This is a genomic window from Vibrio sp. 10N.247.310.24 (assembly GCF_041467175.1).
GTDB lineage: Bacteria > Pseudomonadota > Gammaproteobacteria > Enterobacterales > Vibrionaceae > Vibrio > Vibrio tasmaniensis_A.
The window spans coordinates 1-26673 of record NZ_JBFSUD010000064.1; the positions used below are offsets into that span (position 1 = coordinate 1).

Below are 26673 nucleotides of genomic sequence, written 5' to 3' on the forward strand. Positions count from 1 at the left end.
GGCTACTTCCCCCTCGCCGCGATTAAAACGCTTTTATCTCGAACAAAATTTAACCTCGAAAGGTCAACACGCCCTAGTGTGAGCAGTCCTTTACTTGGTTTATTGGCCAGCTGTCATATTCAACTATTTTTTAATTTCGCTCTCGAAATAAATAAACTGATGACTCAGATCAACTTAATTGTGTTCATTTGGTGCTTTTTGCAAAACAAAAGTTGAAAGATTCAAAAATTATTGAATAATGGGCTTAACTAAAATTGAAGTAAACACTTCATCCAATTCGTACTGAAACAGGATCCATATCCAATGTCTAATTCGTTTGTTCTGGTTATTAACTCGGGTAGTTCATCCCTAAAATTTGCTGTTATTGATTCTGTTTCTGGTGAAGCCGTATTGAGTGGCTTAGGGGAGTGTTTTGGTCTTGAAGATGCTCGTATGAGCTGGAAGTATCAAGGTCAGAAAACTGAAATTGCCATTCAAGGTGAAGATAACCACCACAAAATTGCCATTGGCAAACTGGTTGGGTTGATGGAAGATCTAGGCTTCACTGCTGATATAGTGGCTATCGGGCACCGTATCGTTCACGGCGGCGAGAAGTTCACTCAAACGGTTCGTATTACTGAAGAAGTAACGAGTGAGATTGAAAGCCTATCTGACCTAGCTCCACTTCATAACCCTGCAGGTGCTATTGGTATCCGCGCTGCGATTGAAGCTTTCCCTTCTTTACCTCAATTTGCTGTATTTGATACGGCTTTCCACCAAACAATGCCACAACGTGCATTTACGGGTGCAATCGCAAAAGAACTATACACAGACTTCGGTGTTCGTCGTTACGGTTTCCACGGTACGAGCCACTACTTCGTTAGCCGTGAAGCTGCGAAAATGGTCAACAAGCCAGTTGAACAAGCTAGCTTCATCTCTGTTCACCTAGGTAACGGTGCATCTGTATGTGCTATCAAAGACGGTAACAGTGTTGATACGTCAATGGGCTTCACACCGCTTTCTGGCCTTATGATGGGCACACGTTGTGGTGACCTAGACCCTGGTATCATCGAGTACCTACTAAAGAAAGGTTGGTCACAAGAGCAAGTATTTAACTCTCTAAACAAGGAGTCTGGCTTCCTTGGCGTGTCTGGTCTAACGAGCGATGCTCGTGGCATTCTAGAAGCGATGGAAGAGGGCCACGAAGGCGCTAAGCTTGCTTTCGAGGTGTTTACTTACCGCGTTGCTAAATACGTTGCTTCTTACCTTGCAACGCTAGACTCTTTAGACGGCATCATCTTCACTGGTGGTATCGGTGAGAACTCTCTACCAATTCGTCGTGAGATCCTAAGCAACCTTAAGATTCTTGGTTTTGTTGAAGACGTAGCAGGCAATGAAGCCGCTCGCTTTGGTGCAGAAGGCATCATCGCTAAATCAAAGATGTTAGACGCAGTAGCAATGGTTATTCCAACGAACGAAGAGTTCGTGATTGCTCAACAGTCGGTAGAGCTTCTGTAATTTAAGTAACTGTTTAAGTAAATATAGACGATTTGAAAGCGAGCCCTGGTGGCTCGCTTTTTTGTTTCTTGTTCGGGGTCCCTTACATGAAACTACACGCTAATCATCATCTCTATTCAGGTAGACCTTCGTTAATTTAATTACCGTTTCTGCGAGAACGCAAAATTATGAGAATATGGAATTGTTTCTTTGCTAATCAAGCTTGTCAGTCAACATAGGCTACTGAGCTTGGTTCTTTGTAGATACAATCAACTCCAGTCACATTTCCGTTGTTGTCTTGAATTATTGAACATTATTTTGAGGTATGACCAGTTAATGGGCACGCCGTACTAAAGGGTATTAATCCCATCCGTTACCTGGCTCAAACCTTTATTTATTTGCTGTCTTTCTCCCTATCGAAAAGTCTTTAATCTGAGTATTCCCAACCGTCGAACCTCGTTTTTACCTACTTTTATACGACATTATCCAATGTCTTAAGAGGCTTGTTCTTTTTATGATTTTGTTTTTATTGATTATTTTGTAAATAGCAATGTTGCATATCGTGCTGGAGGGGTAGGCGGTAAAATATATATTGCAAATATAAATGATATTTGTTCTTATTCGCGTCCATTGTGATTTATAAACTAAACCGGAATTAGAATATGAACGTTAGATTGGCTTTCACCCCTCTCGCCTTGGCAATTGGAGGTGCATTAACCACAGTGGCTACCGTGTCGAATGCAATGGCTTCAGAAGAAGTAACGGTGGATGAAACCGTGCAAGTTATTGGTCATCAGTACGAAGGCTACGCGGAGCACATGCCGCAATCGGGTACCAAAACGGATGTCGAATGGCTCGATGTCCCACAAGCCGTATCAGTGGTCACTAAAACAGAGATGGAAGACCGTGGTGCGGTCCGTTTAGTGGATGCTCTTGATGGTGTTGCTGGTGTCAATAATACCTTAGGTGAAGGCAGTCGAGATCAGTTCGTTATTCGTGGTTTTGATGCGCTGAATGACATGTATCGCGATGGCATGCGTGATGATGGAACTTTACAGTCGTATCGAAGCCTATCCAATATTGAGCGTGTTGAAGTGGTAAAAGGCCCAGCAGGAGCTCTGTATGGTAGAGGCTCTGCCGGCGGTATCATTAACTTAGTCACCAAGCGAGCGAATGGTGACACATTTACCAATGTGAACGGCAGTGTTGGCAGTAACAGCCAATTTGTAGGGCAGGTGGATAGCTCAATGGCTTTTTCAGATAAGGTCAATGGACGTATTAACCTGGAACACCGACAGGCTGATTCGTATGTTAACCATGTCGATTCGAATGATTTCTTTATCGCACCAACCATTCGAGTGCTGCCAGCTGAAGGGCATACCGTTGACTTAGATGTCGAATATGCACACCAAGAGCTGCTGCCATATCGTGGTGTTCCATCCAAAAATGGCAAACCTGTCGATGTCTCTGAGAGTTCTTTCTACGGTGGCACTAACGATTATCAAGAGTCCGATAGCCTGCGTGTTGGCATTAATTATGAGTGGCGCTTGAATAGCGAGTGGGTATGGACAAACCGAGCGGCATACAATCATATCGAACTTGAGCAAAAGGGCACGCGTCAAGGTACTGTGACGGGAGATAAAGTCTCTCAAACCGTGAACAATTTCGGTTATGACCCTCGAACCACAACGACGATGCAATCCGAGTTAGTGTGGGAAACCGATTCTAACCAAATGATGATTGGTGCGGATTATAACCAGATCAATATCGATTTAACGCTAGCAAGCGATAAAACCTTACCTCCGAAACACATCTATAACCCCGTCGTAGGAGTAACGCCTGATCCGGGTTTCAAGCCTTTCCGTGATAACACAACGACGACGACGGGTATTTACCTTCAAGACGTTTACACCTTGGGTGATCTATCGGTGATAGGTAACGTGCGCTATGACTCTATGGAGCTTGAGCAGCAAAAAGCCGGGAAAGCCCAAGAGAAGCTAGATGATAACAAAGTGAGCTACCGTGGTGGCTTGGTCTATCGTATCAACAGCGATATGTCGGTATACGCAAGCTTAGCTCGTTCGTGGCAATTGCCTTACTCCGGTATTTATATCAACCCTAAACTGGCTGAATTCTTCCATACCGATCTAAAAGAAGTGGGTGCGAAAGCTTACTTACTCGATAACGCTTTGATGCTCAATGCCGCTATTTTCCAAATTGATCAAGAACAACCACAAACCAATATTAATGGCGACGTTATCAATAAGATTGAAGCACGTCACCAAGGTATTGAACTGGAAGCTCGCGGTCAGATTACTGAGTTGTGGGATATTTCAGTTGGTTATAGCTACTTAGATGCAGAAGATAAAGATACCGATAAAAAGCCGAATGATGTATCCGATCATCTGTTCTCACTCTGGAGTACTTACCAATTATACGAAAACTGGCGTTTGGGCGGTGGTGTGAAATACGTAGGCGACCGCTACGCAGGCAACAATGAAGCCGTCGCATTAGGTGATTACACTACTGTTGATTTGATGGCTGCGTACACCATGGGTCGTCACAAAGTTCAAGCGAACGCTTATAACGTACTTGGCGAGAAATACATTCTCGGGGCAACCAGTGGTAAGTCGGGTACTAACCAGATTGGTTACGGAGCGCCAGCTGAATTCATGCTCAGCTACGGCTATCAGTTCTAAAAGCAAGTTCTGCTCGAAGATTTAGTTTATTTCTAAGCGTTATTACGTTTCTAAGAGCTAGTACGTGATTAAAAGCTATTTCAACTGAAAAAACTATTGATTTGTTCGCTACGAGTGAGTGAACAGTTGGCCTCATTTTGAGGTCGTTTAGCCCAATGGGTCAAAGCGTTGGCATAACTTAAAAGCACAGCCTTTGACCCTAATTTGCCTACTTAGGAGATTTTCATGCCTAACCAGAATTTGGATGGTAAACCCCACGCGCAACATAAACTGCGCTTGACCGTACTTGCAACAGCCATCGCTTCAGTGACTTCCATGAGTGCATTCGCTGCGTCTGATCCGCAAACGACGACCATGGAAACGGTTGTCGTGACGGGCAGCTTGATCGGTAATTCAGAATTAGAAGATGTGAAAGAGTATCCGGGAGCGCGTACCGTTCTAACTAACGAACAAATTAAAAAGACTGGCGCACTCTCTATTGATTCAGCATTTCAAAGTGTACCGGGCATTAAGGTTCAAGACGAAACGGGCACGGGTGTATTGCCTAACATCTCGGTGCGCGGCTTGAAAGCGAGCCGCAGTGGTCATGCTCAATTTCTAATGGATGGTGTACCACTGACTCTTGCGCCTTATGGTCATACCGGACAATCTATTTTCCCAGCAACGCTATCTATGCTTGACCGAATTGATATCGTACGTGGTGGCGCTGCTGTGCAGTACGGGCCAAACAATGTGGGTGGTGTGATCAACTTGGTGACTAAGCCTATTCCACACCAATGGCAAACTGAAATCAGTAATCGCTTTACGGTATTTGAAGATGGTAATACACCACTGAATGACTTTTACCTACGTACCGGTGGTTGGTTAACCGATACGCTGGCACTTCAAGTGGAAGGTAACTTCCTAAAAGGTGAAAGCTTCCGTGATCATTCAGATACGGATGTAAAAAACTTCCAAGCGAAGTTGCAATGGTTACTCAGTGATACCCAGGAGCTACAAGCATTCGTTCAGCGTTACGATGCCGACACCCAAATGCCGGGCGCTTTATCGCCAAAAGATTACCAGCAAGATCGTACTCAATCGAAGCGACCATATGACGAATACAAAGGCACATCAACGCGTTGGAGCCTGAAGTATTTGCATGATTTGAATATTGCGGATGGCGCAGAATTGGAAGTGCTAACATTTGGTCACCACTCTGAGCGTTTCTTCCAATGGGGCTTTAATAGCGCAGGCGGTCACTGGGCGGATCCAGCATTACCATCAACAGATATTCGTACCTCACCACGTGAATTCGCTGTTTATGGTGTGGAACCTAAGTTAGCGATGTACTTTGACGGTAATACGGTGACGCAAAACTTGATTGTGGGTGCTCGCTATGTAAATGAAGATATCGATTACAAGCTAACGCAAACGCCAATTGCTGGCGGAGTAACAAAAGTGCCACGTGATTGGAACTTGAATACCGATGCATTCGCAGGTTACATCAGCAATGAAGTAGGCCTGTTTAACGACGTGCTAAAGGTTACTCCAGGTATTCGTTACGAATCGATTGATATGACCTTTAATGATAAGGGTAAAGCACAGAGTACAGACAACAAAGTGACGGAGTGGTTGCCGGGCTTAACCGTGGCATACCATTTAACTGAGCAATGGGTTGGGTACACCAATGCGCAGAAATCTTTGCGCGCACCACAAATCGCTTACATCCGAGGCAAGGGTGAAGAGGGCAGTGAGCTAGCATGGAACTACGAGTTGGGTGCTCGTTACAATCAAGATTCAACTAGCTTTAATGTCGCGCTCTACCGCATTGATTTTGAAGACCAACTCCAATGGCAAAGCGGAACGCAGACCTTTGACAATATTGGTAAAACGCTTCATCAAGGTATTGAGCTTTCAGGTCGTTATGTTCCGCAGGCTATGCAAGCTCTGAGTTTAGGCGCGGGTTATAACTATTTGGATGCGACGATAGAGGCAGAGGGTGCAAACAAAGGTAAGCAACTTCCTTACACATCGGAGCATCAACTTAGCTGGGATGCGACTTACGCCTTTAGCAAGGTAGATACGACCTTATCTGGTTACTATTTCAGTGAGTCTTATTCTGACAATGCCAATACCAGTGCTGAAGATGCAACGGGTGCGAAAGGCAAAGTACCTGCTTACATGGTATGGAACTTAAACCTAGGCTCAGACTTGTATAAAGATGAAAACAGTAAGTTACGCATGAATGTTGCAGTGAACAATTTGTTTGCTGAGGACTACTACTTCCGCGGTATTGATACCAGTCCGGTTGGCCGCTATCCAGCGCCAGGGCGTTCATACACTTTGGATCTGAACTATCAGTTCTAATCGGTAATTGATTAAAAATAATAACGAATATAAGTCGCCAATATTATTGGCGACTTTCACGGTTCTAGTGTTTAAGGAAAAATAAATATGGAAAACAGCTCTCGACTTTTATTTTCGAATCAATGGTTGTTGCCGAACGGACTGCTGTCATTCAAAAGGCATTTTTTATTCAGCAGGATAGCGATAACCTTAGCTTTATTGGCTTTAAGCTTGTTCTCATTCTCCAGTTCAGCAAAAACGAGGATCATTCAGGACGAGCAAGGTCAGTTTGAGATAGCGACTACCCCGCAACGCGTTGTGGTGTTGGAGTTCTCATTTGTCGATGCGTTAGCTGCGGTAGGAGTGTCTCCGGTTGGTGTCGCCGATGACAATGATGCTTCGCGAGTGATTCCGGCGGTGCGTGAATTAGTGCAACCATGGAAATCGGTTGGTATGCGTTCGCAGCCTAGTCTAGAAGCCATTGCGGTATTAAAGCCCGACCTGATCATTGCCGATGCAGAGCGTCATCGTACGGTTTATCAAGATCTACAGCGAATCGCACCAACTCTGCTGCTCAAAAGCCGTGGAGAGACTTATCAAGAGAACTTGGAATCTGCGCTTAAGGTTGGTATCGCCCTCGATAAGCAATCGGCAATGGAACAAAGAATTCACCAACATCAACAAGCCATGGTGGAATTTAAAAGTCATTTCTCGCTTAAACAAACTGTCCAATTTGCTGTCGTGTCGGAAAAAGGAATGTGGCTACATAGCCCTGCTTCTTATGCCGGAGGTGTACTCACCACATTAGGTATTGCTAGCCCAATAGTGGAGCCGACAGACAAGGCGTACTTACCAACCAGCTTTGAGTTGTTGTTGAAAACGAATCCAGATTGGTTGCTCCTTGGTGCTTACTCAGATCCAAATATCGTTGATGATTGGCAGAAAAACCCACTGTTTAATGTCTTAACATCCGCGAAGAATCAACAAGTGGTAGAAGTGTCACCAGCACTATGGTCATTGAATCGAGGCATGTTGGCCGCGGAACAAATGGCGAAAAATCTAGAGCAGATCTTGGATCGTTCATGAGTTCGATGTTGCTCTCTAGAGGTAAGCGACGTTCGCTTATAGTGTCGTGGCTTACGGTATTAGTGTCGTGGCGAGTCACGTTATTTACGGCTTTAGTATCGTGTTTGGCGATGTCTGGTTACGTGGCCTCTATGCTAGGTTGGTCGAATTTCTCCCTGACATTGAGTGACTTAGTTCACTATTGGTTTGCGTTTGATGAGAGCAATATGACTCATCAAATATTGGCGACACTAAGAGCTCCAAGGGCTCACGCTGGGTTATTGATTGGTGCAAGCTTAGCCGTCGCCGGACTGTTGATGCAGGGATTAACACGTAACCCACTTGCGTCTCCATCAATTTTAGGTATTAACGCTGGCGCAGCCTGTTTTATGGCTTTAGCGGCGATAGGCATACCTGTGGTGAGTGATTTAAACCCGATCCTTAATGCTGTTCTTGGTGCATTGCTAGGCGGTGGTGCTGTGATGCTCCTCGGTGGCTTCTTCTCCGAACGTTCTCATCCGTTACGTTTGGTTTTAGCGGGTATCGCCATTACTGCTTTATTGATTGGGTTAACTCGAGCAGCGTTGATTCTAGCTGATGATATGGCTTATAGCGTGCTGCATTGGCTTACCGGTTCATTGTCTAGCGTGGATGAGGGACAGTGGCAACAGCTTTGGCCGCCAGCAGTGATTGGTTTGGTGTTGGCTGTTAGCCTTGCTCGTAACCTCAACTTATTGGCGCTTGGTGAAGAAGTGGCTGTGGGGTTGGGCAGTAATATCCGGCTTACTCGCCTCATGAGTGGGTTGGCTATCGTGTTGCTTGCGGGTGCCAGTGTCGCTATCGCTGGTCCCATTGGCTTTGTAGGATTGTTGGTTCCTCATTTGGTTCGGCCCATGGTTGGGCACAATTACCATCTACTGATTCCTATCTCCGCAATGGCAGGTGCAGCATTAGTGTCTTGGTCAGATGCGTTGTCACGATCGATTGCTTTCCCGACTGAAACGCCCGTTGGTGTTATTACAGCCCTACTTGGGACACCTTGTTTTATTTTGATTGCGACGAGGAGATCTTAATGCACCATCACACTAAGATAGTTTTGTTATCAGGGGTTCTCATATTAGTGGCATCTGCGGGCTTGTTTGTCGGTGCAGCGTCACTTTCTATTCCTCAAGTCATCGAACATTTGGTCGCCTTTTCCAGTGACGACTTTGTTATCCATCAGTATCGACTACCACGTATGTTACTCGCGATAAGCGTGGGCGCAGGGTTGGGGCTATCTGGCGTATTAGTGCAAGGCGTGATACGTAACCCGTTAGCATCGCCTGATCTTATGGGCATTAGCGCCGGGGCAGGGCTTGCTGCGACTGCGAGTTTAGTGTGGTTCCCTAATGCGGCAGTTAGCGTACTGCCTGTGGTGGCGATGTTCGGTGGGGTATTGGCTGCTGGGTTGATTGCGGTACTGGCATGGTGGTCAAGGCCAACACCCGCCAAGTTGGCCTTGATTGGTATTGCAGTGAGTGCGTTTCTGGCGAGTTGTATCGACTTCTTGCTTGTCACTAACCCCATCGAGATCAACACTGCGATGGTATGGCTAACTGGCAGCCTTTGGGGGCGAAATTGGCAGCAAGTTCCCTTTATTTGGGGAGCATTGCTCTTGTTGTTGCCAATGGCATTTTGGCTTGCTTGGCGATTGGATGTGATGGGGCTTGGTGAGGAAAGTGCCACCACATTGGGTACTAAGCCAAAACAGATACAAGCTCTTGCGCTATTGGCCGCTGTGTTGCTTGCCAGCGTCAGCGTTTCAGTGGCTGGAACGATCAGTTTTGTGGGTTTATTAGCACCTCACTTAGCGCGCTTGTTGTTTGGGCATAATCATAAGTTGTTAATCCCGGCGTCTGCTCTGGTGGGCGCGATTTTGGTTACTTGTGCCGACGGCTTGGCAAGAGGTCTACAACCACCGATTGAATTGCCTGCAGGGGTACTTACTTCTGTCATTGGCGCGCCTTATTTCATCTTTCTTCTCTATCGCTATCGAGGTTGGTAACCATGCTAAAAACGCAGAATCTTTCCGTCGCGTACGGCAAACAAACGATCATACCGAACCTTTCGGTGTCCATCCCAAAGGGAAAAATTACAGCCTTAATTGGACCCAATGGGTGTGGTAAATCTACCTTGTTAAAGACGTTAGTCAGGATCAATAAGCCGGTGACAGGAGAGGTGTTATTTGAAGACAAACCGTTGTCGAGCTATGGCGATAAAGTGCTCGCGCGTTCGTTGTCGCTTCTGCCGCAAATATTGGTCAGCCCTGAAGGCATTTCGGTCAGAAAACTGGTTGAATATGGCCGTTCTCCTTATGTGTCCCATTGGGGAAGGTTAGGGCAAGAAGACCAAGCTATTGTCGAACAAGCAATGCATGATACCGGCGTACTTGAGTTTGCTGATAAACCTATTGAGTCACTGTCGGGTGGGCAGCGTCAAAGAGCATGGATAGCGATGATAATAGCGCAAGACACTGATGTCGTGATGTTGGATGAACCGACCACTTATCTTGATATGTCTCACCAAGTTGAATTAATGAACTTGATGCAGCAGATGAATGACAAGGGAAAAACGGTGGTGGTTGTGCTCCATGATCTGAACCAAGCGAGCCGTTACTGCGATCATTTGATCGTTTTAGAAAGAGGTGGTTTAGTGGCTGAAGGCACCCCCGATGAGGTGATGACCGAGACATTGCTGAATGATGTTTTTGATCTCAAAGCGAGCGTATTTCGTGACCCTATATCCAATACGCCGATGTGTGTGGCGATTTAAGCAAATAGCCGATGATTAAAGTTGTCAGTATGGCTTGCTGTGCATCTGGTTAAAATAATCAGAGCGAATCAATTTTTGGTGTTGATTGAGATAGTATTTTGCTATAAAACGCGCATAATCTCGCTATACAACACTTAAAGAAGAAATTACCTATGACTACCTTTCAATACTACTTTCACCAACTGCCTTGCTTCGACTGTAAAAAAACGACAGTAAGTACTGATCTTGGTTGGTTAACGCCTGCGATGAAAGATACTGCTCTAGAGCAAGTGACAAAGACACTTGCAGAAGGTGAAGTTACGCCTGATCTTTCAGCGAATGTGGTTTGTACCAAAGACGAAGCTCGAGAGTATCTATTACTGAATTTCTTCGGTTATTCAGAAGAAGAGTTAGCGAGCGGAATTGAAGCTGATGATGAGCAAGAAGTCGCGGATGAAATTGCAGAACTTCTAGAAGAAGGCCAAGATACAATCACCTTCGAACATGAAATTGCTCTTCAGTGCTGTGCTGATTGCGATGTTGAAGAAGAGTCAAACTAAGCACTCGTATTAAAGTATTAGTATTAATGTAGATACATCCATTAATACAGTGTGATGTTCAAATGAAGAAAGGCGTTAGTGGATTGAAGTCCGCTAGCGCCTTTTTTATCTCTAGATCGCTAAGACTTTTGAGTATCTATAATGCTTTGTTTGCTCAGTTGAGAAAGGATCTCTGCGGTTTTCTCGCGGAATAAATCTCTTAATAAGCGAACCGTTGGTGTGATGGATTGACGACTAGGGCAGACTAACCACAACTCGGTTGGTGTTGGTTTAAATTCAGGCATAACTTTAACCACTTCGCCCGAAAGCAAATGCTTCGACATATCTAAACAAGACTTTATCGCCACGCCTTTACCGGCAACACACCAACGTCTAACAAGGTCAGCATCGTTCGATGCACGATTCCCTTTCAGCTTCACTTTGTGATCCTGCTTACCATCGTTAAACGCCCATTCGTCTTGCAACATATCATGCAGCTGATAAAGCAAACCATTATGTTGAGCTAAGTCACTCGGGTGTTTTGGTGTTCCCATTTCAGCCAAATATTCAGGAGCCGCACACAATATTCTCGGCACATCGCAGATCTTGAAACCATACATGTTGGCGTCAGTAGGGGAGCCATAGCGAAGCGCCATATCAACGGAGTCACGGTAAAAATCGATATTACTGTCACTGATGCTCGTTCTAAGTGATGCTTTAGGGTATTCAAGCAAGAACTCATCTAACCAAGGTGTGATGAGGTTGCGGCCTAAATCCGATGAAAGCGCAATGCGGATTTCTCCATCGAGAATACCAAGCTCTTCGCGCATGCTGAGCTTGGCTTGCTCTAATATTTTCAAGGCCTGTTCACACTCAGGTAAATAGCGTTCGCCTGCTGAAGAGAGCCTTAAATGGCGAGTGGTTCTTACAAACAGTTCAGCGCCTAGTGCGGCTTCAACTCGTTTGACGGCAGCACTCGCGGTAGCAGTACGCATGTCTAGGTTGGTGGCTGCTGCGGTGATGCTGCGAAACTCCGCCACTTTTAAAATGACCTGTAAGTCTTCAAGAAGCATCTTATCTACCTGTGTTTGATAATGTTCTAAACATTGTATTGAAATCTTTGCTAATCACAAAGCGGGTTAACCCTTATTTACCTCTTCTAAGCTAACTTTATACGCTTAATTATCAAAATATATTTGAAAATTATTCAAATGTTAGACGGTTTATCTAGAGTGAGAATTGACTAAGATTAACTCGTCTAATTCAAGGAGAAAGCACAATGTCAGTACCATCAAAAATGAAAGCTATTGGATTTACTCAGTCATTTGCGATTACAGAGCAAGACAGTTTATTTGAGTTTGAAACGAGTCTGCCAGAACTAAAAAATAATGACTTGCTGGTAAAAGTGAGCGCGACTGCTATCAACCCTGCTGACGCAAAAATTCGTATTCGTAGTGCTAAGGATAAAACACTCGAACAACCTAAAGTGCTGGGCTATGACGCAGTCGGTGAAGTTGTCGGTAAAGGTACAGACGTTGAAGGTTTTGAATTAGGTGACCGTGTTTACTACGCTGGTGACGTCACTCGCATGGGAGCTAACGCGGAATACCAAGCCGTTGATTACCGTATTGCGGCGAAAGCACCAAAGAGCCTTTCTGATGAAGCTGCTGCTGTGATGCCGCTAGCGACACTCACTGCGTGGGAAGCGTTGTTTGACCGCTTGCGTGTTCGTCCTGAAGAGCAAAAGTCGATTCTGATTATTGGTGGCGCTGGTGGCGTAGGTTCAATCACTATTCAATTGGCGAGCCAACTGACTAACCTGACTGTCATTGCGACGGCTTCAAGACCTGAAACCGAGCAGTGGGTAAGGGATATGGGTGCAGACCATGTGGTGAATCACCGTAACTTGGTTGAGTCTGTACGTGAGCAAGGCATCCAGCATGTCGATTACATTTTTAATGTTGCGGATACTAAAGGGCACTGGGAATCGATGGTGGAGCTGATTGCACCACAAGGCATGATCAGTTCGATTGTGGAGTTCGATGGTGGAATTGATCTGTCGGCGCTTCAAGGTAAGTCTGTAGGTTTTGTGTGGGAGCTGATGTTTACACGTTCACTGTTCAACACAGACGATATCCAGAAGCAACAGGACATCTTATTCCAAGCTGCGAACTTGATTGATGCAGGCCGCATTAAATCGACACTAACGACGACGTTGAATGGTTTTAGTGTTGAGACTCTGAAAGATGCGCACCAACGTATTGAAAGCAGCGCTTCGATTGGTAAAACAGCCATCAAATATTAACAGTTAATGATTCAGATCTTTGACGGTTTGAAGCATTGATCTTTTGAACACTTGAATAGAAAGCCCCTGATATCTATCGCGAATCGGTAAGATATCAGGGGCTTTTGTTCGTCTGTGGTTTATTCAGGCTTTACCTTATTCCAACAAAGCGTTACTCCGTTTCTTGCGAGGTTTTGAATTGAATCTGAAGTAAGTTTAGCTCGAAGGGCAGAGGCTGTTTGTCCGCAATCAAAAAGCCGATCTGTTTAATGTCTTGAGCTTTAAGCGCCGGAGCTCCGTTGAGTAGCCGACCTCTAAACACCGCTTGAAAGTCCTTTAGTCGGAAGATTTTCTTGAGTTGTTCACCTTTAATTGTCTCAAAGTTGTGCTTGTAGTTGGTCCTGTTTCCATCGATCCACGTTGTGAACCTTAATTGGTAAGTACGACCATCACCCACAAACGTCAGCTCTACTCTGTCCGTTTCAGAGCTTAATGTTTCAACAGAGCGATTGATTGAGCTGAAGCCACCATTGTTCTCTAACGATAGCTCGCCCTTAAATTGACTCGTCTCGCCACCATGAATAAGACCGCCTGTTGAGATGCCGCCCATCACATTGTCGTTGGTCGCTGTCCAATTCTTCTGTTCGTTCGCTTGTGTAAAATCAATCATATCTATTCCTGCTACAGATACTTGAGACCATAAAAAAGAAAGGCTGAGTATTAGGCACAAAGAAGCGATTCGTTTAGGCAGTAAGTGCGTTTTAAAGTCAGTTTCGTGCATGATTTTATCCATTAGTTGCTAGGGCGTGTTGACCTTTCGTACTTACGGAGAAGGCTCTGTAGCAAGCATAGTCAGACAATGGTTGATGAAGTCTTCATAATTCGACGCTTTGTCGTATTCGATTTTTAATGAACCGTGGAACATCAGGGTTATCGTAACGTCCCTGTAGCTTAGCCAACAGGTGTAACCGTCGTAATCGTGCCAAGCAAACATCTCATCTAATTGATATTTATTGTCCAGCTGTTCGCCCGTTGAACGAAGGTAATCGAACACTCTGAGAAATTCTTTGATGGTAATTCTGCTGTCCATGTATCACTCCCGCTACGCAGTCGACTAAAAAATGCTAAGTGCTTGTATTTCAATTAACTACGGTTTGGCTCTGCATTGCGATCACTGAGGGGAGGCCTGTATACAACATCCATTTCATCGGTTCACTTTGTGGGAGGTGTGGTTTGGAGAGAACACCTCCCATAAAGTCACTGTCATTAAGTACAAAGAACATAATACGAGGCAAGAGAGTTACATTGGATTAGGTCGTCTAAACTTACAGTTTGTATGTAGTCAAAGCAGAGCCATTTGGACTCTAAAGACGTTCTCGAAAATAAACGTAAATTAGTTCTTTACCTCAACTTAACTTGAGGTATTAGGATATGCAACGTTGCTTAAGAGAATACTTTAAGGAGAGAAGAATGATCCAACTTGAACATGTAAATTTAGTGGTTAAAGATATCCCAGAGATGCTGACTTTCTATAAAGCAGCTTTCCCTCATTGGTATGTTCGTGATGAAGGGCAAGGCGAATGGTCTGGCAAGCCACGTAACTGGCTACATTTTGGTGATGAATACCAATACATTGCGTTGAGCGATCACGGTGAAGGAGAAAACAGAGATTTGGCTGGGCATTCTGTCGGTCTCGCGCATTTTGCTTATGTAACCAACAATATCGAGAGCGTGATTGAGCGCCTTATTGATGCGGGTTTCCCTATTGCCAAACCTGGAGCTGAAGAACCTTATCGCAAAAACGTTTACTTTGTTGATCCTGCGGGCTTTGAAATCGAGTTTGTAGAGTACTTGAGTGATGATCCCAAGCTGCGCAATGCCACGTAGTAGAACTCGTAATCGAGTTGGTGTACTAGAGCAAGATTGTTCGAAATAAAACGTCTAAGAAAGGGTGCTAGGAAGACTCACAGAAAAGGGCATTGTGGAATATTCCGCAATGCCCTTTTTATATCTATTAGCTGATTGGCTAACTGATCTTTACTCTGTTGGTTGCTTGGTTGCTTGGTTGCTTGGTTGCTTGGTTGCTTGGTTGCTTGGTTGCTTGGTCGCTTAGTTGGTTACTTAGCTACTTAGCCTTGAATGGCACTAACAACTGTTTGCCAAACACGTTAATGAGTGCGCCCGTGACAATTAGGCCACCACCTAGGTAAGTCCAAACGGATGGTATCTCATTGAAGATCCACACGCCTAACAACGCTGAGAATACGATTTGAACGTATGAGTAAGCCGAAGCTTTACCGGCAGCTTGAGTTTGCATCGCCTTGGTTAAACCGTATTGGCCTATCTGAGTGAAAATCCCGACCAGAACCAACATAATGGTTAAGAATAAGCTCGGCCATACAAAGTCGTTCCAGATCAGGGCTGTTGAGATTGGAAGAGCAACCAGCGGGAAATAGAAGATGATCACCGAGCTATCTTCAGTTTGGCTAAGCTTTCTCACAATTACATAAGCAATTGAGCTACCAAACGCGCCCAATAACGCCACCATAATGCTGAACATGGGTAACTCGCTGTTTACGCCACTGTTCATGCTTGGTTGTACCATCACCAGCAATCCCGCGAGGCAGAATGCTATGCAGATCATGGTCGACTTTTGCACGCGCTCTTTGAGGAACAACACGCCAAGCAACGCGGTAAACACGGGATGTACGTATTGTAGAATGGTTGCTTCTGCTAATGGCAAGGTGGTGACAGCGTAGTAAACACACATTAACGCCGCAGTACCGACAGCACCACGCACGAACAAGAGTGGTTTGTTATTACCCCAGATCGAAATGCCTTTTCGTTTCACATCAATATAGCTGATGACCAAAGACACCAAAGCCCTTGTTGCAACGATTTCAAATACAGGTATACCGTAGTTGCTGATGTATTTCACACAAGCAGACATCAGTGCGAACCCAAAAGCGGAGAGGATCATGAACCTAACCCCAACAGGGATCATTGAAACAGAGAAAGAAGGCATAAAAATATCAATCGGGTGAGGGAAGGGGAATCATAGCTTAATTTAAGAGAGTCGACCAAAGCCTTTGTCTTGCTCTATTACACCAAACCACTGATATTGCTGTGCGAGTGATTTCAGCAACTCGATCTCTTTGGCTGTCTCTTCCCTCAGCCACTCAATAAGGTCATTGATGATAGGCGTGTGTGTACGCTGGTGCATGAAGTAAGTCCAAGCACTGTGTTGAATCTTTGCATCCTTAGGGCAGTACAAGAAGCCCCGTTGTAGATCCTGCAAAACCAACAGTAAATCCGTCACCGTGACCCCTTCACCCGACAAGCAAGCACTGAGTGCCATATCCAAAGACAAGAAGCTGGTATTTCTAACGGGCTTTTTCGGCGGGGACTCGACATCAGCCAGCCACACTTTCCAGTCGTGATGATCTAAGGTCGGGTGGAGCCTTGGTAAGGTTAATATCGAATCGAGGTCAGTATCTTTGTTCGTTAAACTAGTCGAACAGACCGGCGCCATAAACTCTTCACGTAAGAAGGTGATGTTAGGTGCCTTGTCATAGCGTTTTTTGAAGCGTGTATGGAAGATCAGTAGGTCATATTCGCTGCTGTTGATCGATTCGTCTTCCTCAATCACAGGCACAATGACGATTTCATAATCTTGATAACGCTCGTTTAATTCCCGGACTTTAGAGATCAATACGCGCGTCGCGAAACTCAAGGTCGCTTTGATCACAATACGTTTCTGCTTTGGCTCGCCCCAAGAAGCAATAACCGTTTCGACATTGGCATAGCTTTCACGTAAAGCCACGTACAAATCGTGACCATGTTCTGTTAATTCAATCGCTCGATGCTTACGAATAACCAATGATGCGTTTAACTCATCTTCAAGCTGTTTAATCTGACGGCTGATCGCACTTTGTGTCACATGCAGCTCATCGGCGGCCAGCGTAAAGCTCATCAGCCTTGCAGCAGCTTCGAAGGCTTTTAAGCCATTATGGGATGATGGCAAGCTAGGATATGGGGTCATAATTCGTTCGCATGAGTTTATGGAATGTTAGAGTCGCAAATTTATCAATTGAACGCCAGCCTCATCGATCGTATTTTGGGCGAAATTACCTGAGGCGCTCATGAAAAAAATACTCACTCTTGCATTCCCTTTGATCATTTCACAGCTGATCTCTATGGCGTTAGTCCTTACTGATGTTTGGATGATGTCGCGTATCAGTGTGTCAGCCCTTGCGGCTGGTGGCTTAGGCGCCTCTATCTACTTTTTCATCTTTATTATTGCGAGCAGCACCGTGGGGTGTGTCGCGAACTTGATTGCGATCGCTTACGGTCAGCGCGTAGCTCGCCCTGAGTTTGGTAATACACAAATCAGATTGGCGGTGAAAGGCGCAACCATGTTGGCATTCGTGCTCAGCGTGACCTTAATGGCCAGCTTTTGGTTTGCTCCGTTGGTATTGGAAGCAGCAAAACAGCCCCAAGAAGTGATTACTTTAGCTATGGAATATGTGCATGCCTTGAAATGGGTGATGCTGCCTTCGCTTATTTTGTTGGTACTACGTGGATTAACCAGTGCCTTCGGTAATGTGCGCTCTATTCTGGTGATGTCTATTATCACGGTAATTCTGAATGTGCCAGTGAGCTACTTCTTAACTTTCCAATTAGACATGGGTTTAACCGGTTTAGGGCTAGGTACGGCTATCGCGGCCTTTATCGTGATGGTTGGATACACGGTGTGGGTATTCAAGCGTGACGAATTCAAGCAGTTCGCCCCTTGGTTAAACACAGAAGAGTATTCAATCAAGTTAATGAGCCCGCTTTTGATGATGGGTTTGCCTATTGGGCTCGCTGCATTACTTGAACATGGCTTGATATACGGCGGAACTCTGATGGCGGGGACGATCAGTATTGCTTCTCTCGCGCTGCACCAAATCCTGCTGCAATGCTTAAGCTTTACTTGGAACTTCAATTTCGGTTTCTCACAAGCTGCGGCGATTTTGGTGGGCCGTGATTTCGGTGCGGGTAACTACGAAGGCATCAAAAGAACCTCGATTCTAAGCTTTATATTGGTGTCGGTGTTGAGCGTAGCCTTATCTGCCGTGTTCATCATCTGGCCAGAAATGATCGCGTCTATCTTCAAGTTAGACGATGGTACGGGCGCAATGACTTCGCTATTGGCCTCTGTTATTTGGGTGGTTGCGTTGTGCTTTATTGTAGACGCTTGGCAGTTATTGGCGATTAACCTGTTGAGAGGGATGAAGATTGTCTCAATGCCAACCGTAATGACAGCCATTGGTTACTGGGTATTTGGTTTGCCAGCGGCTTGGTATTTGATGTCTAAGTTTGAATTGGCAGGGATCTGGGGCGGAATCGGTGTTGGTTTAGGTGTGACAGGTATTCTGCTGCTTATCCAACTGATGCGTGTCATTCAAAAGAACAGTCAGTCTCCGGATCTCTCGACTCATGCTTATTCGTGATCTGCTTGTGATGCTCGCCTTTACCATGGAACCTTGAACGATAAACTTTGTAATACTGACCAAGAACTATCAATGACCAGTTACCAATTTCTAATTACCAACAATGCGCTATAAGCTAAAAGCTAAAAGCCCTGAATTGCGTACTTCGTAATTTAGACCTTTGTCTTACAGAAACCGTAAGCAAAGGTGGCTAGAATGATTTAAGTCGCTCATCGTTTTATCAAGGAAAATGCAAATGGAAGTTGGATTGTTTTGGGCTGAGAAAGGAATGCTAGTACTTGGCGCTCTGTTTGTTTTGACGAGCATGATGCAGTACGGAAGACGCAGTAGTGATTGGAAAGGCGTGATTACTATGTTTTATAAGCGTATCCCAATGAATATTGCGGAATACAAATGGTACCGTTTGGGCATCGCTTTACTGGTGTTTGCTGTGGTTATTCGTTTCGCATTACTGATTCTAAGGCCTACATATCAGTTTTAGCTCCCTTGTACTCATTATGTAAAACGGATAAAAACGTCAACCTGATAAACGCGTAGTAGGCGATCAACACGAACAGTTGAGCAACATGTATAGTTGAGCAAACATGTATGGCTGTTGCGTGAATCGGCAAGTCGAGCCTTAATAGGCTACTTATTAAGGCTGTTATTCTATAAATCATCGCAGTCATTTCATAAAATAGTGCAATTACTTTATAAAATGGCTTGTTACTATCTCTGTAGCATATTGTTTTTCATAAAGAATAATCAGAGATAATCGAATATCCGCTTTTCCCATCAATCTGACTAATAATCTACATATAAATTCATTCACCCCGTACCTGATACGATAATGATCTGTTACACTCCTCGAAATTAGCTTTAATTTGTCGGTGGTGCATTTATGTCGTTCCCAGTTCTTATATGTGATGATTCTGCATTAGCAAGGAAGCAGATGGCTCGATCACTGCCTAGTTCTCTAAATGCAGATATAACTTTTGCTGTTCATGGGCTTAATGCACTTGAAGAGTTAGCTCAAAACCAGTTTAAACTGATGTTCCTCGACTTGACCATGCCAGAGCTAGATGGCTATGGCACATTGGAAGAGATGCAACGCTTAGGTGATAACACACCTGTTGTCGTTGTTTCCGGTGACATCCAGCCAAAAGCGCAGCAGAGGGTCATGGACCTCGGTGCTAAAGCGTTTTTACAAAAACCGATCGATAAAGAAGCGTTAAAAGGCATTTTACGTGAACTTGTTGAGCCGCCAACACAGCCTCAGGTTGTTACCCCTACCGCTTTAGATCTTCCAATACTACGCAGACGCGATATCTACATGGAAGTGGCGAACGTAGCAATCGGCCGCGCCGCCGATGCACTGGCGCGCCATTTTGATGTATTTGTCCATTTACCACTACCGAACGTGAATATTTTGGAAGTGAGTGAATTGCACATGGCACTTCGCGACTTAGCAGACAACGACCAAGTGTCGGGTGTTTGCCAAGGCTTTAGTGGAGAAGGTATTGCAGGTGAAGCGTTAGTCTTGCTGAGTGATTCCAGTGTGAGCGATCTTAAAAAGCTCATGAAGGTGCCAACAGAAAGCGAACAGTTAGAAGAATTAGAGCTGTTGATGGATGTATCTAACATCCTTGTGGGTTCATTCCTGAACGGGTTAGGGGAGCAGTCAGAAGTTCGTTTCTTCCAGAGCTCTCCGGTGTTGCTGGGTCAACACATCTCAATCGATTCCGTTATTGAAAATACCGGCGGCTCATTTAAGAAAACGATGACTTTCGAAGTCAGCTATAACATAGATGGCACTTCAATCCGTTGTGACCTTCTATTCATGTTTGTTGATGAATCTTTGCCACTTCTAGATAATAAATTGGCCTACCTAATGGAGGAGTTTTAATATGTTGAATCTTCCTGCTGAATTTGAACAGTTCCACTGGATGGTGGACATGGTTCAGAACGTCGATATGGGGCTGGTGGTTATTAATCGCGATTTTGAGGTGCAAGTTTGGAATGGCTTCATGACTCACCATAGCGGTAAGCAATCACATGATGCTATCGGTAAGTCGATCTTTGAGTTATTCCCTGAAATCCCAGAAGAGTGGTTTAGGCTGAAAACCAAGCCAGTCTATGATTTAGGTTGTCGCAGCTTTATTACATGGCCACAAAGACCTTACTTGTTCAAGTGCCGCAATGTTCGCCCTGTCACTCAACAAGCTGATTTCATGTACCAGAACGTGACGCTAAACCCGATGCGTTCGCCTACTGGACAAATCACGTCATTGTTCTTGTCGATTCAAGATGCGACTGCAGAAGCGTTAAGCGCTCAAAAGAATTAGCACCTGTCTTAATTCGATACTCATAGCTTGTAAAGAACAATTCAAAACATCGAATAAAAATGGCTAAGGTTAATTACCTTAGCCATTTTTTTTGTTTTTTATCTTCAAACCTAATCTTCCCCCTAGCTTTTCACGTTAACCAATTCTCTTTTTCCATGTGCTTTACTGAATGTTTTAGGTTAAATCAACGAAAGGGCAGCCACGAAATGTGCTTTCGGCGCGGCAATGCTACGGGTGAATAGAAAGTGGATTTATAAAGTTTGAGTTTGAAAGCTTCATTTAATGGAGTGCGAGGGCTGAATTATCAAACCCAAGTGAGTATTGGCCTCTAGATTGAGTCGTTTTCACTCTACTTTTCCAAGTGACGACAAAACAGAAACGTCACCAGACTGCCCAATTTGGTCAAAAACCGATAAAAATTAGAAAAAAATCGAATTTATTTAAGAAAAAAGGCATTTTTTTGTTGGAGAAAAGTGTGGTTTTTATGTGATTTCGAGGCACTTTCTTCACATATTTGCTTTGTGAGGGGGATATTACGTAAAAAAGGGAGGAAAACGATTGCGCAATAAACCGACAGCGTTTGCGTAATTGGTTCGCTAAGTTATTAATTAGTAAGAATTTAGTGGGGAAGTGTTACTTGGGAGCTTTTACCAGATATGGAATCTTCGAGAGGATAGCACAAAAAAAAATGAAATATCAGACTTGCTGTTACTAAATCACGACCTATAATGCTGAAAACCGGAGCGTCTGCCAACGCTCCGGTTTTTTTGTGTCCGAAGAAAAGTAAACTCGTCTGCCAACGGTTTTACTACGCATTTCGCGAGAGACACATAATTTTATGAATCAAGGAAAACACCATGCGTATCGAACAAGAACTTAAGTTAGGTTTCAAAGATGTACTCTTCCGTCCGAAGCGTTCTACCCTTAAAAGCCGTTCTCAAGTTGAATTAACCCGCGATTTTACATTCAAGCATAGCGGTCGTCAATGGTCTGGTACTCCAGTAATTGCAGCTAACATGGATTCGGTAGCAAGCTTTGAAATGGCAGCGGCTCTAGCAGAGCACGGTGTTATGACTGCAGTACACAAGCACTACACAGTAGAGCAGTGGGCTGAGTTTGCTAAAACAGCAGACAAGAAAACTCTGAACAACGTTTTTGTATCAACGGGTACATCTGAAGCTGAGTTCGAGAAAGTTAAGAAGATCATGGCTCTTAGCGAAGAGTTTGTATTCATCTGTATCGATATCGCTAACGGCTACTCAGAACACCTTGTTGAGTTCGTACAGAAAGTACGTGCTGAATTCCCGACTAAAGTTATCTCTGCGGGTAACGTTGTAACGGGTGACATGGTTGAAGAGCTAATTCTAGCGGGCGCAGACATCGTTAAGGTTGGTATCGGCCCTGGTTCTGTTTGTACTACACGTGTTAAAACAGGCGTAGGTTACCCTCAACTTTCTGCAATCATCGAGTGTGGCGACGCAGCACACGGCCTTGGCGGCATGATCATCGGTGACGGTGGCTGTTCATGTGCGGGTGACGTATCTAAAGCGTTCGGCGGCGGTGCTGACTTCGTAATGCTAGGCGGTATGCTAGCAGGTCACTCTGAGTCAGGCGGTGAAGTAGTAGAGCAAGACGGCAAGCAATACATGAAATTTTATGGCATGTCATCTCAGTCGGCTATGGACAAGCACTCAGGTGGTGTTGCTAAGTACCGTGCTGCGGAAGGTAAAACTGTTTTACTTCCATACCGTGGTTCAGTTCACAACACGATTTCTGACATCCTTGGTGGTGTGCGTTCAACTTGTACATACGTAGGCGCAGCAAAGCTTAAAGAGCTAACGAAGCGTACGACTTTCATCCGTGTACAAGAGCAAGAGAACAACGTGTTCGGTAAAGAGTAACGTTTAAAACACTTGTTTAAAATTTTAAGAATTGAGCCACTTTAGAGTGGCTCTTTTTTTACCTGAAATTTGGCAAGTGGCGACAGGTTTGAAAGAGGGTTATGGATAATTACTTCAGATAGGTGATCAGGTGCGAAGTGGGCATAGTGCAATCTGTGCAAGCTATGGCCCAAAATGTGAACACCTGGAAGAGCCGTTGGGGTATCCGTCAATTTCAATTCTTTGGTGGAGCACCGGTTACCACTTACCGTGAACTGCGCCGCCTAGCTAGTCAAAACAAGAAAGCTTTTATGGAATACGTTTTCAAACAAGAACGTGAAGACTTGAAGCCTGAAAAGTTAGCCGCAATGAAGCAGCTAATTGAGATGGCTGATGGTGGGGATAGCCCTGAATTTAAACTTTAGAGGATTGATAGCTGTTGTTTTAGTTCTTGGCGCTGATCGGGTGCCAGGGCTTTAACCATTTCAAAAGCTAACTGAGAAGTCGTTTTAGCCGAAGGGCTAAGAGTATGGCTGAAGGTTAGGTTCATCACAAAGGAATGACCGCATTCGGGGCAAACAACTCTCATATGACACCATAAACCTATCTAAATGATAAGCCCATGGTACTAAATTATGGTGATGATTTATACAGTGTTGCGGGCCTTGAATCTGTATTTTTGCTTTGAAGATATTTTCTTATATGTATTGTATGCGACTTTACATATTTGCTCTTGTTACATGTAATCAGTATGAATTTGTGAGATAGATATGTTTTATAGAACACATAAGACTATGTTATTTAAAGCAAAATATTGTATGGTTAGAGCTTGATGTATAACTAAAACGAGTTCTACATTTGAGTTGGGAGTTTTCTTGCTAATTGGTCTATGCAAAAGGGGTGTCCGTGACTAAAGAATTAGCATTTTTGATAAATGTTATTGCTTCCATGTACTTTATGGGAGGTATGTTAGCTCAGCATGAAAAAGCTAAAGAACTAGTTGCTTCACTTGACTCTGGTTTTTTGACTTTCTTAAAGCTTATTAAAGATCAGAAGCCATTGATAATAATTCACTTCTCTTTGAAATTATTTGGAGTGATTGCTATTGGTGGTTTTTTAGGCACTCTAGCATTAGGGTTCTTGAATGTTCAATCTCAACAACTCTTTTCGATTTTTTCTATCACCCTTATGCTCGCAGGCTTACTGTCTGGCTCGTTATTTTGGATATTACATCACAAACTTGTATTTAAGCACTTTCTAAAGCTACTGCTGCTATTCGGTGGTGGTTCATTAACTATGCCAATTATGGACTATTTGTCGGGTACTAATATGACATTTGTTTTTGCTACTATGTTATGCGAATTAATGATTCCGCTATTTAACTATGTTCCTGAAAAAGGGATATGGGCTGAAACTTTTTATGTTTCGAGTGTGTATGGCGGTATGGTTATTTTTTTGTATGCTTTGTCGTGGTTCTGTGCAGCGCCAACCGCAATGCTAGCTTGCTCAGTTATAGCTTTGCCAATCTGGGGGGCTAGGTTAATCAACAAGGTTTTCCCTACTCAGCCAGTTGTTGTGATTTTTTTAGCACTCTGGTTTTATTCATTGGCATATGTGACATTTGTTTAACAAGGGCTTAGGAGTGATTTTTAGCGTTTTGACTATGTTTGGATGGTATATAAAATCCTCCTCATCGCTCACATTATCTGTAAATTTCTCCAAAATTGACAAGAGTAATAATGGAAATATTAAGCAAATATGTATCTGAAATTATTGCGTTATGTGCATTGTTTCTAACTGTTTATCAAGCTAACAGCCAACGCCGTCAAAATCGAATATCCTTAAAACCTCATCTGGATCTATTCACTGATCGTTTCTTTGATAATGGTGTAGGACGGATTGAAGTTTACATCATAAACAATGGGTTAGGCCCTGCATTTATTGAAACGTTTGATGTTAAAGTGTTTGATAAAGACTATAAAGCGAGAGATGCGCTAAAGGCCTTATTCGGCGACCAGTCAGATGAATTTAACTATGCTGAGTTAGTGAAAGGTTATGGTATTGCTCACAATCAGAGGATCCGTTTACTATCTGTGAATTTTCCAGCTAGAGGCTGGGATGAAGTTAATGGCTTTGAAGAAACCATTAACTCGTTAGATCTAAGAGTCAACTATAAGTCTATCCATGGGCAGATATTTTCATTGAATGATTAAAAATCAAATGAGGTACTTTAAAGTGGGCTCATGCGAACTTAAAGGTCTTCGCCCGATTGAGTGTAGATTAGTAGATTATTTTATGTGATATGTTTGAGGAAGTATGGAAGTTCTACAGCTAATATTGGACCCTACTGTTATTGTAAGTTTGCTCTTAGCAGTGTTTTCTACGTACCTAGGAAATCTAGGTAAGCTTGTCGTAAAGGGGCTTACAAAAACACCAATAAAATTAAAAAGATTTTGGCGTTTGCGAAAGTGGAAACAACTCAAAGCTTACTACCTTATATCCAGTAACCCGTATGAAATAACATGGAATATTGTAAGAACTTACTTTTACCTCACGATGTTTATCATGTGTATGTTTTTCTATGTAATATTCGTAAAATTGGGGACTTTCGGTGATGTTGAAGTATTACCTATAGAGTTTCAACATGTGATTTACTCGCCGATCTATATTTTTGAAATTTTATGGCTGAAACAACGAGGTTTTACGCGTAACCTCATTGAGCTTAAAGACAATCGACGTAAGAAGCGTATCAAAAAGGGTACCAGATCTTTAACCATGTCAAAATTTAGCTAAGAAGGAGTTTCAGTGGTGGGTTAAGCGTTTGGCTATCCCCCGATTTCACTACGAATATATGGTCGCACGCAACCTCTTTACGTGCGTGATAGACATCTTCACTAATCAATATTTGACCAGTTGGTTTGTCCTTATTAGCTTTCTGAACATACTATCTACAATTCAATACATGAAAAATCTTAATAACGACTTGAGGTGGGTTCGATGCATTTTTCTCCATTAATACAGTAGCTTAAGATAAATTTGTGAATGTATAGATTTACGTTTGTTATTAGGTTATCTTCACGTATTATTTTTTTATGGGTTAAGATGAGTATGCATATTCGCTATCCGCTGATTTTTTTGCCAAAAGCGTTAGATTGCAATGATGATTTGATCGATCTTCACATTGTCGAGCTAGACACGAATATAGCTCTAAAGGATTGGGACGAAGAGGTACAACCTGTTATTGACAGCTTGGATAAGCCCCGCCTCGACAAAAACTGGAGTTGGGTCAAAAACTGGCAAGTAGCTAAAAGACTTACAAAGGCATCAGGACAAAACTTAAAAGTGTTTGCAACATATGTCTATAATAGGAAGTCAAGGCCGGTATTGTTTAGTATTATGATCGCTTCAACTGGTTACACACATCTAAATGATAAAAGCAAGAAGTCGACGTTTGTTTGGTGGCTGTCAAAAGCTCCGAGTCAATACTTAACTCAAAATCTAGTCGATACAAAGAAACTTCCTAAAGTCATACCAATAAATGTTGATACAGCTATTATCGACAGTTTCAGAAATAGGTATGATGGGCGTATTGGTTTGCATGCTGATAGTTTGGGGGGGCAGGAGTTAATGAAGAAGTACCGCAATGCAGGCCTCAATAATCTCCCTTCGAATGTTAGTCTGCCTAGATTGCGAAAATTACAAGGTTTTCAAAATGCCAGAGGGTTTAGCAAGCTAACCCAAGGTGCTGACGGATCCCCTCATAATTTCCCTAGTCCTGCGTTGTGTGTGAGCC

The 26673-nt window shown here is 43.7% G+C and carries 23 protein-coding genes and 2 pseudogenes; 19 read left to right on the forward strand and 6 right to left on the reverse strand.

The window, feature by feature from the left end; genetic code table 11:
- Window positions 1-303 precede the first annotated feature (303 nt).
- The 8 genes from AB6E08_RS17265 to AB6E08_RS17300 all read left to right on the forward strand — a co-directional run bounded on the left by AB6E08_RS17265 (window position 304) and on the right by AB6E08_RS17300 (window position 10918).
- On the forward strand, window positions 304-1497 hold the full coding sequence (locus AB6E08_RS17265) for an acetate/propionate family kinase (RefSeq protein ID WP_372065624.1): 1194 nt from the start codon (window positions 304-306) through the stop codon (window positions 1495-1497).
- 641 nt (window positions 1498-2138) lie between these two features.
- A complete protein-coding gene (locus AB6E08_RS17270; RefSeq protein WP_372065627.1) occupies window positions 2139-4175 on the forward strand; it encodes a TonB-dependent receptor in 2037 nt (678 codons plus the stop codon).
- A 225-nt stretch (window positions 4176-4400) separates the two neighbouring features.
- Entirely contained in the window at window positions 4401-6524 is a 2124-nt protein-coding gene (locus AB6E08_RS17275; RefSeq protein ID WP_372065630.1) for a TonB-dependent receptor family protein, read from the forward strand.
- An 87-nt stretch (window positions 6525-6611) separates the two neighbouring features.
- Window positions 6612-7589 carry a Fe(3+) dicitrate ABC transporter substrate-binding protein gene (locus tag AB6E08_RS17280; protein ID WP_372065633.1) on the forward strand — a complete coding sequence of 326 codons (978 nt, stop codon included), beginning with the start codon at window positions 6612-6614 and terminating at the stop codon, window positions 7587-7589.
- Window positions 7586-8641: an iron ABC transporter permease gene (locus AB6E08_RS17285; RefSeq protein ID WP_029225348.1), complete on the forward strand. Its 1056-nt coding sequence runs from the start codon at window positions 7586-7588 to the stop codon at window positions 8639-8641. The genes AB6E08_RS17280 and AB6E08_RS17285 overlap by 4 nt, the downstream gene beginning before the upstream one ends.
- Window positions 8641-9612: an iron chelate uptake ABC transporter family permease subunit gene (locus tag AB6E08_RS17290; RefSeq protein ID WP_372065636.1), complete on the forward strand. Its 972-nt coding sequence runs from the start codon at window positions 8641-8643 to the stop codon at window positions 9610-9612. The genes AB6E08_RS17285 and AB6E08_RS17290 overlap by 1 nt, the downstream gene beginning before the upstream one ends.
- 2 nt (window positions 9613-9614) lie before the next feature.
- Window positions 9615-10379 (forward strand): Fe(3+) dicitrate ABC transporter ATP-binding protein FecE, encoded by a 765-nt coding sequence (fecE, locus tag AB6E08_RS17295; RefSeq protein ID WP_102250277.1) that lies wholly within the window; start codon window positions 9615-9617, stop codon window positions 10377-10379.
- A 152-nt stretch (window positions 10380-10531) separates the two neighbouring features.
- Window positions 10532-10918 (forward strand): hypothetical protein, encoded by a 387-nt coding sequence (locus AB6E08_RS17300; RefSeq protein WP_009844806.1) that lies wholly within the window; start codon window positions 10532-10534, stop codon window positions 10916-10918.
- 119 nt (window positions 10919-11037) lie between these two features.
- Here AB6E08_RS17300 and AB6E08_RS17305 read toward each other — a convergent pair whose 3' ends face one another.
- Complete coding sequence (locus AB6E08_RS17305) at window positions 11038-11970, reverse strand: LysR family transcriptional regulator (protein WP_372065640.1); 933 nt, start codon at window positions 11968-11970, stop codon at window positions 11038-11040.
- Between the two features lie 206 nt (window positions 11971-12176).
- Between AB6E08_RS17305 and AB6E08_RS17310 the strand changes: the two genes are divergently transcribed.
- A complete protein-coding gene (locus tag AB6E08_RS17310) occupies window positions 12177-13202 on the forward strand; it encodes a zinc-binding alcohol dehydrogenase family protein (RefSeq protein ID WP_372065643.1) in 1026 nt (341 codons plus the stop codon).
- A gap of 151 nt (window positions 13203-13353) precedes the next feature.
- Here the strand turns inward: AB6E08_RS17310 and AB6E08_RS17315 are convergent, their stop codons facing one another.
- Both AB6E08_RS17315 and AB6E08_RS17320 read right to left on the reverse strand, forming a co-directional pair.
- On the reverse strand, window positions 13354-13974 hold the full coding sequence (locus AB6E08_RS17315; RefSeq protein WP_372065646.1) for a CIA30 family protein: 621 nt from the start codon (window positions 13972-13974) through the stop codon (window positions 13354-13356).
- A gap of 30 nt (window positions 13975-14004) precedes the next feature.
- Entirely contained in the window at window positions 14005-14271 is a 267-nt protein-coding gene (locus AB6E08_RS17320; protein WP_012600968.1) for a DUF3081 domain-containing protein, read from the reverse strand.
- A 380-nt stretch (window positions 14272-14651) separates the two neighbouring features.
- Here AB6E08_RS17320 and AB6E08_RS17325 point away from each other — a divergent pair, with 380 nt between their 5' ends.
- On the forward strand, window positions 14652-15068 hold the full coding sequence (locus tag AB6E08_RS17325; protein ID WP_009844811.1) for a VOC family protein: 417 nt from the start codon (window positions 14652-14654) through the stop codon (window positions 15066-15068).
- A gap of 238 nt (window positions 15069-15306) precedes the next feature.
- Here the strand turns inward: AB6E08_RS17325 and AB6E08_RS17330 are convergent, their stop codons facing one another.
- Both AB6E08_RS17330 and AB6E08_RS17335 read right to left on the reverse strand, forming a co-directional pair.
- A complete protein-coding gene (locus AB6E08_RS17330) occupies window positions 15307-16206 on the reverse strand; it encodes a DMT family transporter (RefSeq protein ID WP_372065651.1) in 900 nt (299 codons plus the stop codon).
- A 42-nt stretch (window positions 16207-16248) separates the two neighbouring features.
- The gene (locus tag AB6E08_RS17335) at window positions 16249-17223 is read right to left on the reverse strand and encodes a LysR family transcriptional regulator (protein ID WP_372065654.1); all 975 of its coding nucleotides are present in this window, start codon (window positions 17221-17223) and stop codon (window positions 16249-16251) included.
- Window positions 17224-17323: 100 nt separating this feature from the next.
- Between AB6E08_RS17335 and AB6E08_RS17340 the strand changes: the two genes are divergently transcribed.
- The 6 genes and pseudogenes from AB6E08_RS17340 to AB6E08_RS17365 all read left to right on the forward strand — a co-directional run.
- The gene (locus AB6E08_RS17340; RefSeq protein WP_371695907.1) at window positions 17324-18676 is read left to right on the forward strand and encodes an MATE family efflux transporter; all 1353 of its coding nucleotides are present in this window, start codon (window positions 17324-17326) and stop codon (window positions 18674-18676) included.
- Between the two features lie 235 nt (window positions 18677-18911).
- Window positions 18912-19157, forward strand: a complete 246-nt coding sequence (locus tag AB6E08_RS17345; protein WP_372065657.1) for a hypothetical protein — start codon at window positions 18912-18914, stop codon at window positions 19155-19157.
- Window positions 19158-19556: 399 nt separating this feature from the next.
- A complete protein-coding gene (locus AB6E08_RS17350) occupies window positions 19557-20561 on the forward strand; it encodes a response regulator (protein ID WP_012600962.1) in 1005 nt (334 codons plus the stop codon).
- A 1-nt stretch (window position 20562) separates the two neighbouring features.
- Complete coding sequence (locus AB6E08_RS17355; RefSeq protein ID WP_009844817.1) at window positions 20563-21000, forward strand: PAS domain-containing protein; 438 nt, start codon at window positions 20563-20565, stop codon at window positions 20998-21000.
- Window positions 21001-21857: 857 nt separating this feature from the next.
- Window positions 21858-22901 carry a GMP reductase gene (locus tag AB6E08_RS17360; RefSeq protein ID WP_009844818.1) on the forward strand — a complete coding sequence of 348 codons (1044 nt, stop codon included), beginning with the start codon at window positions 21858-21860 and terminating at the stop codon, window positions 22899-22901.
- 155 nt (window positions 22902-23056) lie between these two features.
- A pseudogene (locus AB6E08_RS17365) lies at window positions 23057-23269 on the forward strand (hypothetical protein); the annotation flags it as partial.
- Window positions 23270-23301: 32 nt separating this feature from the next.
- On the opposite strand, the pseudogene AB6E08_RS17370 reads toward AB6E08_RS17365, so the two are convergent.
- Window positions 23302-23454, reverse strand: a pseudogene (locus AB6E08_RS17370) (transcriptional regulator); the annotation flags it as partial.
- 332 nt (window positions 23455-23786) lie between these two features.
- On the opposite strand from AB6E08_RS17370, the gene AB6E08_RS17375 reads away from it, so the two are divergent.
- The 3 genes from AB6E08_RS17375 to AB6E08_RS17385 all read left to right on the forward strand — a co-directional run.
- Entirely contained in the window at window positions 23787-24509 is a 723-nt protein-coding gene (locus tag AB6E08_RS17375) for a hypothetical protein (protein WP_372065662.1), read from the forward strand.
- 110 nt (window positions 24510-24619) lie between these two features.
- Window positions 24620-25093 (forward strand): hypothetical protein, encoded by a 474-nt coding sequence (locus tag AB6E08_RS17380; protein WP_372065664.1) that lies wholly within the window; start codon window positions 24620-24622, stop codon window positions 25091-25093.
- Window positions 25094-25988: 895 nt separating this feature from the next.
- The coding region (locus tag AB6E08_RS17385; RefSeq protein WP_372160132.1) for a hypothetical protein at window positions 25989-26673 on the forward strand (685 nt) is incomplete at its 3' end.